Genomic DNA, 8,587 nt, shown 5'->3' with positions numbered 1-8,587 from the left:
GTCGAACCTTCTCACGCTGAAAAGTTTTGACCCTGCCCCCGGCCCCGACGCTTTGCCCGGGCACGCTTGGATTCGTTTTCCGTTTTCAGTTTGTGACAAGACTTGCAAATGGCCTGCAGGTTCTCGTCTGAATCGGTACCACCCTCAGCCTTGGGCACAATGTGATCCACCGCAACAGCAGGCATCACTCGCCCGGTAGCCAGGCATGGCTGACACAGGCCCTTGTCCCTGCGCATGATCCTGTCTCGGAGCTTGCGCCAACGGCCGCCATAACCACGCTCCGTACTGGAACCTCTGCGCTCATCCATCCAGCCGCTGGCCAGAGCTTGGTGGGCCTCACAGTAACCATTGCGGGCCGTGGTGGTTGCGGAGCACGTAGGCACACGGCACTGCCTGGGAATAGCGCCCGGCATTAATGCCCCTCCAGCGCATCTACCAGCCCGTTGTGCCGGGTGGCGCATTGATGGTAGACAGACGCCAAATCCCGGATCACCAGCACAAACTCACGGCCCGTGCCGTTGCGCAGCTGTGCCGGCACCTGAGGACACCTCGCCAGCAAGTTCTGCTGATCCGGCGTCAGCCTCGCCCCGTAGGGCTGCGTTGAGCAGGCGGACAACATCAGGCTCAGCACACACACGCTGGTAAACAGGCTTCTGGATCTCACGAATGATTCCCCGATCAATAACACGCTCATTGGCCCGAAGCTCTCCCAGCCGAGACTCCACCGACTTGGCAATGCCCGAGATATCGCCCCTGATCTGCTCTGCCAGCTCCTGCCTGTCCTCGACTATGGCCAGGCGCTTGGCGTCCTCAAACCAACCCCGAGCCGTCCAGCTACCCAGAGCAACCGCCCCAAGCACCACACCAACAATCAGAAGCTTCACCTTGAACGTCATTTTCGATCCTTGAAATACTCAACGGCATTACCGCCGTAGTAGTACAGAAGATTGACACTGAACACCCAGCACAAAGTTTGTGCCAGTGGTACCAGCTCCGCAGAGATACCGCCCAACTGTATCTGGGCCAGAATCACATACAGGCCCAGCAGGCTGGCATAAGCCATCAGACGGCGGTGAAACCACCACTGGTTCGGGTTCGGGTGGCTATCGGCCATACTCACTCTCAATCAGCCGATCCAGCTTGGCACTCACGGCCCGGAGATCCATCTTGAGTTCGTCAAAGTTCTTCTCGGCCCGCTCCTGATCAATCATGCGAGCCTGTTGCAGCATTTGAACCGAGGTCTCCACCAGGGAAATACGCTCATCCTGCTTGGACTGGTCTCGGGAAATGGAAACCGCCAGAACAATCAGGCTGATGATCACCGCGATGGGAATGCCCTTATCAACATGCCAGCCTCTGCGATCGCTCATCTCGCCACTCATTGCAGGGCCTCACCCCGCCGCATCAACTCTGAAAGCTCCACCGCACGGCTGCCCACCTGCCGGGCCCACTTGCTGTCCAGCATCTCATCCGCCGCACGATCCCAGTCCTTCTCCGCCAGGGCGCCCAACATACGCCGAAACTCCAGCAGCGTCGGCACGCCCATATTGAACGCCATGTTCGCCAGCACGGTCTGGCGCACAGAGTCCAGGCCCAGATACAACGGCAAGCGCTCCAGCTCCGCCACCACCTGGTCGATGTCGTTGTCCAGCATGAAGCCCGCCTCGTCCTCGCTGATGCCACGATCGTCCAGATTGCGGCCATAGCCGATCGTCAGCTTGCCCACGGCATCCCGATAGGGCTTGAGTCTGAGCCCCTCGTGGCGCTGGAGCTGTTGCAGAAGAAGATTTCTGTTCATGTAGTCAGCCATAAAAAACCCGGCACCAGGCCGGGTTGAAGGAGTATCGAGAGAGTGTCTGCGTGGACCTCAGATGCACGTTCCGCACCTTACGGGGACGAGAATAGTTTTCTGCATGCAGAATGTCAACATCTTGAACGCAAACGCAACAATCAGCTAACAAGACACGCATCCACCCACGCCTCCGCAGCCCCGAGCAGATACCTCGCCCGCTCCCGGCTGCCCACTCCCGCCTCGCGGGCGATCCTGGTCAGACTGAATCCGTAGGAGTACGCCATCACCAGCACCGTGGCCATGGTCTGATCACGCTGCCGCAGTCGGGCAATGGCCCGGTCCACCGCCAGCGCCTGCTCATCGGTACACACCGGCATGGCGACGGAGCCCGCCGGCACCAGGCTGACCCGGTTGTAGCCCATGCGCAGCCCGCTGTCGCTGGTGCGGACCCAACGCGCCCATTCGGTCAGGCGCTGCCGTGTATCACTGAGCATGGGCACCTCCCAGCACCTGCCACACCCGGGCCATGCCCCGCCGCGCGGCTTGCTGCCGGGCCCGCCGGACGCACTCACCCTCCGGTAGCGCCGGCGGCAACACCCGATGCGCCGCACTCCGGCGCTCACGGGCCAGGCCGAGAATGCGCCCAACGTCCGGCCAGTAGAAATCCGCGTCGCCCTCGATGAGCCTCCGCTTGGCCCGCGCCAGAGCCGTCTCCAGCTGCTCCACGCTCAGGGCATCGATCTCACCAGCCCATTCCCGCCGCGCCAGCCGCAGGGTTTTCTCATCCGGCCACTGGACACCGAACCGGCGCCCGTAGATCAACTGCAACCGGTTGAAAAACAGCACGGTCTTGGCTTTTTGCTCCTGCGTGAACCGGTCACCAGTTCCGGAGCGCGTAGTCCGGATCGGTGAGTTGTCGCTGGACTGCAGCTCGTTCGTCACGCTGTGAACGATACTCTGGATGTGACGCACCTGTGCCATGGATACCCCGCTCGTGATTGGTCTGGATGTGCTGGTTGATACGGTCCCGCTCCCGGACATAGCGCTCGACAAACGGCCGGTAGTACTCCGGGCCATCCGGAGCACGGCCCAACGCCGCCTCCGCGCCTGCGATGATCTGACGCAGGTCCCCGATGCTCAGGCCCCATTGGGTCCAGCACCGGTAAACCGCGATCAGGTTGGGTCGGGAAACCCGATGAAACGCCCACCGCCGTTCCCGGCCGAGAAAACTGCCCCACTCGTGGGGCTTCTGAGGGTGACAACTGTCGGGCCACGACTCGTGATCGCGCGCGCCCGCGTCAGTAGAGTTGAGTAGAGTAGAGTTATACAGATGTGTGTTGCTCCTAGTGTCGCTCCCTGTGTCGTTCCTTATGCTGTTCCCGCCCGCTTCCACTGCGGTAATGCCCTGTTTTTTCGGGAGGTTAACCACGTTTCCGCTATGCGGTTCCCTGTGTTGTTCCTTGTGCTGCTCCCTGTGTTGTTCCTTTTCTGGACGCACTGACCCCGCATCCGCCAACGGGAGTTTAAAAACGAGCCCCAGAGTGCGGCAGGAGCCATGATTCACCACCAGCCCCGCCCGCTCCAGCTCGGCCACCCGGGCGCGCACAACGCCGAGCGTCGGCGTTTGCGCCCGCTTGCGCTGGCTGCCCCAATCCGGGTCCACCGCGATCAGCTCCGCCAGGGCACGGTACGACAACTTGCGCGCCGAGCCGCCGGCCACCCCCGTGCGGTAGTCCATGTACCGCCGAAAGCCCCGCAGGTAGATCACCTGCGCCTCCGGTGTAAGGCCCTGAAGGGCCTCGTCCTCAGCGTCATTCCAACATGAGCGCATGCTCACCCATCCATCTGGTTAGTTATGCGACAGACCGACGCTCAGTAGACTGAGGACGCTGGCCATAGATATCCGGGCGCATGTCGTATCGGTCGATATCACCGCCCGCAGCGCGAACCGCCGCCTCCAGCGTGAGGACATGACGGGCCGGAATTCTGGTCCAGCCATAAATTGTCGGCAGCCTGACACCGCAGGCGCGCGCAAGAGCCGCTTTACTGCCCAAAATACTCACCAGCTTGTCTATCTGGATATCGCTTTCCATTAACTACCTCCTAGTTAGCTTTTGGAAAGCTAGCTGATACCTAACATCATGTCAACAAAACATTCTTACCAATGAATTAGAGAACGGCTAACATGCTGCTCATGAACGAAGATCACTCCAACGCCAGAGCCCGTCGCATAGCGGAAGCCATCGAGAACGGTCCGCTCTCTATGAGCGAGATTGCCGATAAGCTTGATGTGGCCAGGACATCAGTCTTGAACTGGAAACGCCGAGGTTCGATAAACCTCGACAACTTGAAAGGGCTGGCTCAACTAACTGGCTACCGCTTTTGGTGGCTCGCCTTCGGCGAAGGCCCCAAGAACGCCAGCGAAGACGCCGACAGCGCGCTGGAGCAATCCCCCATCGCGCAGATCGCCAAGGCGTCGCCCGAGCATGCGCGCCTGGTGGAGTGCATCGCCCACTTGACCGCAGCCCAGGTGCTGACGCCGGCACTGGCCGAAGGGCTGACAATGACCCTCAACGCAGTGGCAAGCGCCAAAAAGGAATAGATACGGCGCCAGGAAAAACCAACAACAAAACGGACAAAGGAAACTCAGGAGACTCCAGTTGCCCACTCAGATTGAGAAAATCCTCATACTGGCCAAAACCTACCCCTCCCCCAGCGCCACCTACGTCGAAACCTCCTGCGTTGCCGGGATTACCGACACCGGCGACATGAGGCGCCTCTACCCAGTTCCATTCCGGCTCTTAAAAGACAATCAGCAATTTAAAAAGTGGCAGTGGATCGAAGTTCGCACGAAAAAAGCGAACAAAGACCACCGGCCCGAGAGCCACCGAGTCTTCGTTGACACCATTGCCTGTGAGCACCAGCTTGGCACACGCAACGACTGGTCAGAGAGGCGGTATTGGCTTGAGCAAATACCATGCGTCAACAGTATCAGCGAGCTTGACGACGCCAGAAAAAACCACGGCATCTCGATGGCACTGCTCCGACCGACCTACGTGGATTCCCTCGAGATTAAAAAGGCGCGAAACAGCGATTGGACCGAGGAAGAGAAGACAAAGCTCATAAAAGACCAAATCCAGGGGAACCTCTTTTCTGAGCAGGATGCAACGGAAGAAATGCGACAACTTCGAAAAGTGCCGTTCGATTTTTACTACAACGTGCGCTGCCAAACGAACGAAGGCACCGAAAACACCAGGCTCAAGATAATCGACTGGGAAGCATGCGCACTTTACTGGAACTGCGTCCGCTCGCACGGCGATCGCTGGCAAGAGCCATTCAGAGAAAAACTTGAAAAAGGCCTCCTGGAAAGAGACCTTGTGCTACTTATGGGCAATCAGCATCGATTTCAGGATCAGTGGATGATTATCAGCCTGATCTACCCTCCAAAACTCGATGCCGCTACGCCACTTCAGCAACCGCTTTTTTAAGCCACTTTTTACTGAGGTGAACAACCGAAAAATCTGCCAACTTCTGAACAGACCTGGCAACCAGAGAGCGGTGACAATGGGTCGCGTCCGCCTCGAAGCACAGCAATGCGCAATTTTCTGACGAGGCGGTTTCAGCGAGCGTTTCCAGCTCTGCGCCCTGATCGGCGAGATACTCAAGGAATTTAACCTTATACGCTCCCCAGTCGCCATCTTCTTTGAGCTGGTGCCGGACTGACTTTGGGCAACCAAGCTTTGGCATATGAACATAGCCGATCCCGGAGAGCGCAAGAGCTTCCCGGAGCTTGGTCTTGGAGAAACCCGGCTTTCTGGACAAGGGCAGTTCACGCACATCAACAACCGTATCGACCCCAGCATTGAGAAGAACTCGCCGGAATTCCTCACTCGTCATTCCTTCATACCCTATCGTAAAGATCTGCATTCTCACTCCCGCCTCAGTCGAATTAAGCGCGGCAAAGGTTAACGGCCACTGTTTCGTTTGTCACCCTTACCAGTCGCACTAACCGGAATCCGTTACCCAATCACTCTAGTCTCTTCACTGCAACTTTCCCAAACAAGCCCCGCAGGCCGCCGCCTCCGGGGCTTTTTTTGTACCCGTCTCCTGCCCCAGCAACCAGAATAGAAAAAAATAGCGTTCATTTTGTTGACCATTTTGTTATCCGTTGGCTACTATATTATCCATAGGCTAACGTTGGTGACTCAAATGGAAACAGTCAAGGGATCAGAATTCGAAATCCAAGACCCGAACAACACCCTGACCCCGCGCCAGCGCCAGGTGCTGGCCTGGGTGGTAGAGGGCAAGGAAAACGAAGCCATTGCGACGATTCTCGGCATCACGCTGGGCACGGTGAAGTTTCACATGATCCACCTGCTCCGGCGGTTCGATGCCCCCAACCGGCAATTGCTGATCAGCCGTGCCTGGAAGGCCGGGCTGGTGAAAGTACGGCAATTGGCCATCGGCCTGCTGATCCTCGGCAACGCCATGCCGGGAGGCAGCGATCAGCCGGTGACCGTCCGGACGCCACGGATAACCCGAATCCGGGTCACCAACCGCCGCGAGCCGGACGACCACCCCATCGTTATGCCAACCAACCGATACGATCTCCTGAGCGGAGACAGGGAGGCCGCATGATCCCCGAACACATCACGCTCGCCGAAGCCGCGAAAACACTGAACCTCGGCCCACGCAAGATGATTCAGGCGCTCAAAAGCCGGGGCATTCTGGACAAACACCGCCTGCCCAACTGGCGCTACACCCGGCGCGGCCTGTTCAAGGTGGAAACCAAGGCGTTCAACCACCCCGTTCGCGGCCTGCAGCACAGCGCCAAAACACTGGTTACCCCTGCGGGCCTGGAATTCCTGCGCAAAGAATTCGCAGAGCAGATCGAAATGGAGAAAGCCTCGTGAAGCAGATTTCGACGTTTTTCGCCCTGATGGCGGAGTTCGGTACCGCCGAGATCCCACTGGAAGCCATCAGTGAGAAGTTCTTCGGCCTACAGCCGGACATGGCCAAAAAACGAGCCGCCCGGCGCCAGTTGCCGATCACCGCCTACCGGGGCGGCACCCAGAAAAGCCCGTGGCTGGTCAGCGCTCAGGATCTCGCCGACTACATCGACAAACAGCGCGCTAAAGCCAAGCGCGAATGGGAACAGGTCAACGCGGCCTGACCACAAACGACAAGGCAGCAACCACATCGCCGGAGGCACGATGAAAACCCTTGAAGAAATCGAACTGCTGAGCTGGAAGGCCATCTGGCTCGCCGTGCAGAGCGGCAAACACGTTCACGTTCAGCGCGCCATCAACGAGCACGTGGAGCGCTTCCCGGTTACAGAGCAGGATCACGCCCGGCTGCGCACCATCCACATCGTGCGGGAATACCAGCGCGACTCTCAGGAGGTCGCCCGCCGGATTCAGCGCGCCTCCCAAACCATCCGAGCGCTACAGAAAGGACGCTTCAACGCCAACCGAAAGGAGGAATCTCATGCATCTTGATCTGCCCGAGAACACCCGCGTTATCGATCTGATCCGCTTCGCAAATTCTCAAGGCAAACGCCTGGTGTGGAAGCAGGAAGGATTCCGGTACCGAGCTCACCTGGAGGATGCCGCCAATGATCAGCCACCTGCTGTTACTCGTCTCCGCCCTCGCCTGCGTGTGGTGGATAGCCAAAACCAGTGAGGACCACATCATGATCTTGCTGAAAGCCAGCGCCAACGACATCGAACGCGCGCTTACCGACCTACACAAACTCGCCAGCACGGGTACCTGCAGCGACGCCCGACACGCCGGCAACTTCCTGCTGGCCCTGTGGGATGGCGAACTCAACCCGCTCAACGTGAGTGAGTTTCAGTACTTGGACAACAACCACATGCGCCAGGCACTGCAGCTGTTCACATTCCTGATGACCACAGGCACCAGCTTGCAAAAGTTCATGAGTGCCGAGGCAATCGATCAGGTGGCGGACAACCTCAGCACCCTGAACTGCCAGAGCTTCATCTGCCGCAGTTCTTGCAACACCGAACCTGGAGCCACGCAGCGCCCTGCGCCGTCTCCAGCTCCGGTGGCACGCACCCTGCCCTGATCTCACCAATAACAGAACCCACGGGAGTATCACCATGAGCACACCAGCACCCAATCACCGGGACACCGACGTCACCCAGTTTCTGGAAGATCTGGACGGCGGAGTTTTTATCCAGAAGCTGGCCCGAGCCCTGAGCGAAGTCGCCGGCGGCGTAGTTGACCACGATGGCAAAGGCCGGATCGACATTCAGCTGAACCTGAAACGCATCGGCCAGAGCTACCAGGTCAACATTGGCCACACCCTGAAATACACCGTGCCCACGCTGCGCGGAAAGATCTCCGAGGAAGACACCACCGAAACGCCCATGCATGTGAACACGGGCGGTCGGCTGAGCATTTTCCCGGAGAACCAGCACCAACTGTTCACCCGCACTGGTGAGCCTGAAACCACCCCAAAGACTGAGGACTGAACCCCATGAAACTTGAACACACCACAGATGCCGATCTGCTGTTTGCCCAGCTGCAGGCCAACAACACGCTGGAAACCATCAAAGAGCTGAGCATTCGTTCTGCAGTTCCGTTGCACAAGGATGTAACCATTCAGGATCTGGAACCATTTATGCCTTGGCGGCGCCGGTACCGCGGCGAAATGGTCACCACGCAGATTGACCAGTTCGCCGAGTACACCAACCGCACCGCCGGCGAAGTTCAGGCCAACAGTGCGAAGCCAGCAACCGTCCCCTGCTTTGTGGACCCGGACAACATGACCGC

General features: G+C 58.7%; 19 protein-coding genes. 9 read left to right on the top strand and 10 right to left on the bottom strand.

Annotation, left to right across the window (positions count from 1 at the left end; all coding sequences use genetic code 11):
- Positions 1 to 11 precede the first annotated feature (11 nt).
- The 9 genes from B2W52_RS03710 to B2W52_RS03670 all read right to left on the bottom strand — a co-directional run bounded on the left by B2W52_RS03710 (position 12) and on the right by B2W52_RS03670 (position 3,885).
- Positions 12 to 236 (bottom strand): HNH endonuclease, encoded by a 225-nt coding sequence (locus tag B2W52_RS03710; protein ID WP_286801395.1) that lies wholly within the window; start codon positions 234 to 236, stop codon positions 12 to 14.
- A gap of 267 nt (positions 237 to 503) precedes the next feature.
- Complete coding sequence (locus B2W52_RS03705) at positions 504 to 896, bottom strand: hypothetical protein (RefSeq protein WP_286801393.1); 393 nt, start codon at positions 894 to 896, stop codon at positions 504 to 506.
- Entirely contained in the window at positions 893 to 1,114 is a 222-nt protein-coding gene (locus B2W52_RS03700) for a hypothetical protein (RefSeq protein WP_286801391.1), read from the bottom strand. The genes B2W52_RS03705 and B2W52_RS03700 overlap by 4 nt, the downstream gene beginning before the upstream one ends.
- Positions 1,104 to 1,370, bottom strand: coding sequence for a hypothetical protein (locus tag B2W52_RS03695; RefSeq protein ID WP_286801389.1), 267 nt, complete (start codon positions 1,368 to 1,370; stop codon positions 1,104 to 1,106). Before B2W52_RS03695 ends, B2W52_RS03700 begins: the two co-directional genes overlap by 11 nt.
- A gap of 8 nt (positions 1,371 to 1,378) precedes the next feature.
- Positions 1,379 to 1,798: a glycoside hydrolase family protein gene (locus B2W52_RS03690; protein ID WP_286801387.1), complete on the bottom strand. Its 420-nt coding sequence runs from the start codon at positions 1,796 to 1,798 to the stop codon at positions 1,379 to 1,381.
- Between the two features lie 152 nt (positions 1,799 to 1,950).
- The gene (locus B2W52_RS03685) at positions 1,951 to 2,286 is read right to left on the bottom strand and encodes an antiterminator Q family protein (protein ID WP_286801385.1); all 336 of its coding nucleotides are present in this window, start codon (positions 2,284 to 2,286) and stop codon (positions 1,951 to 1,953) included.
- Positions 2,276 to 2,638, bottom strand: a complete 363-nt coding sequence (locus B2W52_RS03680) for a hypothetical protein (protein WP_286801382.1) — start codon at positions 2,636 to 2,638, stop codon at positions 2,276 to 2,278. Before B2W52_RS03680 ends, B2W52_RS03685 begins: the two co-directional genes overlap by 11 nt.
- Before the next feature lie 31 nt (positions 2,639 to 2,669).
- A complete protein-coding gene (locus tag B2W52_RS03675; RefSeq protein ID WP_286801381.1) occupies positions 2,670 to 3,623 on the bottom strand; it encodes a hypothetical protein in 954 nt (317 codons plus the stop codon).
- 22 nt (positions 3,624 to 3,645) lie between these two features.
- Positions 3,646 to 3,885 carry a YdaS family helix-turn-helix protein gene (locus B2W52_RS03670; protein ID WP_286801379.1) on the bottom strand — a complete coding sequence of 80 codons (240 nt, stop codon included), beginning with the start codon at positions 3,883 to 3,885 and terminating at the stop codon, positions 3,646 to 3,648.
- Positions 3,886 to 3,977: 92 nt separating this feature from the next.
- Here B2W52_RS03670 and B2W52_RS03665 point away from each other — a divergent pair, with 92 nt between their 5' ends.
- Both B2W52_RS03665 and B2W52_RS03660 read left to right on the top strand, forming a co-directional pair.
- Positions 3,978 to 4,394: a helix-turn-helix domain-containing protein gene (locus B2W52_RS03665; RefSeq protein ID WP_286801377.1), complete on the top strand. Its 417-nt coding sequence runs from the start codon at positions 3,978 to 3,980 to the stop codon at positions 4,392 to 4,394.
- Between the two features lie 58 nt (positions 4,395 to 4,452).
- Positions 4,453 to 5,280 (top strand): hypothetical protein, encoded by an 828-nt coding sequence (locus B2W52_RS03660; RefSeq protein WP_286801374.1) that lies wholly within the window; start codon positions 4,453 to 4,455, stop codon positions 5,278 to 5,280.
- Here B2W52_RS03660 and B2W52_RS03655 read toward each other — a convergent pair.
- A complete protein-coding gene (locus tag B2W52_RS03655; protein WP_286801371.1) occupies positions 5,252 to 5,719 on the bottom strand; it encodes a DUF488 domain-containing protein in 468 nt (155 codons plus the stop codon). The genes B2W52_RS03660 and B2W52_RS03655 overlap by 29 nt on opposite strands.
- A 282-nt stretch (positions 5,720 to 6,001) precedes the next feature.
- Between B2W52_RS03655 and B2W52_RS03650 the strand changes: the two genes are divergently transcribed.
- From B2W52_RS03650 to B2W52_RS03620, 7 genes are all read left to right on the top strand, one after another.
- A complete protein-coding gene (locus tag B2W52_RS03650; protein ID WP_286801369.1) occupies positions 6,002 to 6,430 on the top strand; it encodes a response regulator transcription factor in 429 nt (142 codons plus the stop codon).
- Positions 6,427 to 6,705 carry a phage antirepressor KilAC domain-containing protein gene (locus tag B2W52_RS03645; RefSeq protein ID WP_286801367.1) on the top strand — a complete coding sequence of 93 codons (279 nt, stop codon included), beginning with the start codon at positions 6,427 to 6,429 and terminating at the stop codon, positions 6,703 to 6,705. The genes B2W52_RS03650 and B2W52_RS03645 overlap by 4 nt, the downstream gene beginning before the upstream one ends.
- A complete protein-coding gene (locus B2W52_RS03640) occupies positions 6,702 to 6,965 on the top strand; it encodes a pyocin activator PrtN family protein (RefSeq protein WP_286801365.1) in 264 nt (87 codons plus the stop codon). Before B2W52_RS03645 ends, B2W52_RS03640 begins: the two co-directional genes overlap by 4 nt.
- A gap of 40 nt (positions 6,966 to 7,005) precedes the next feature.
- Positions 7,006 to 7,290 carry a hypothetical protein gene (locus B2W52_RS03635; RefSeq protein ID WP_286801363.1) on the top strand — a complete coding sequence of 95 codons (285 nt, stop codon included), beginning with the start codon at positions 7,006 to 7,008 and terminating at the stop codon, positions 7,288 to 7,290.
- A 116-nt stretch (positions 7,291 to 7,406) separates the two neighbouring features.
- Entirely contained in the window at positions 7,407 to 7,877 is a 471-nt protein-coding gene (locus B2W52_RS03630) for a DUF7673 family protein (RefSeq protein WP_286801361.1), read from the top strand.
- Positions 7,878 to 7,911: 34 nt separating this feature from the next.
- Positions 7,912 to 8,286 (top strand): hypothetical protein, encoded by a 375-nt coding sequence (locus B2W52_RS03625; RefSeq protein WP_286801360.1) that lies wholly within the window; start codon positions 7,912 to 7,914, stop codon positions 8,284 to 8,286.
- A gap of 5 nt (positions 8,287 to 8,291) precedes the next feature.
- On the top strand, positions 8,292 to 8,587 hold a 296-nt coding region (locus B2W52_RS03620; RefSeq protein ID WP_286801359.1), incomplete at its 3' end, for a DUF2303 family protein.

The sequence above is a fragment of the Marinobacter sp. UBA2498 genome (genome assembly GCF_002341575.1).
Taxonomy (GTDB): Bacteria; Pseudomonadota; Gammaproteobacteria; order Pseudomonadales; family Oleiphilaceae; genus Marinobacter; species Marinobacter manganoxydans.
This window is presented reverse-complemented; position numbering and strand designations above follow the sequence as displayed.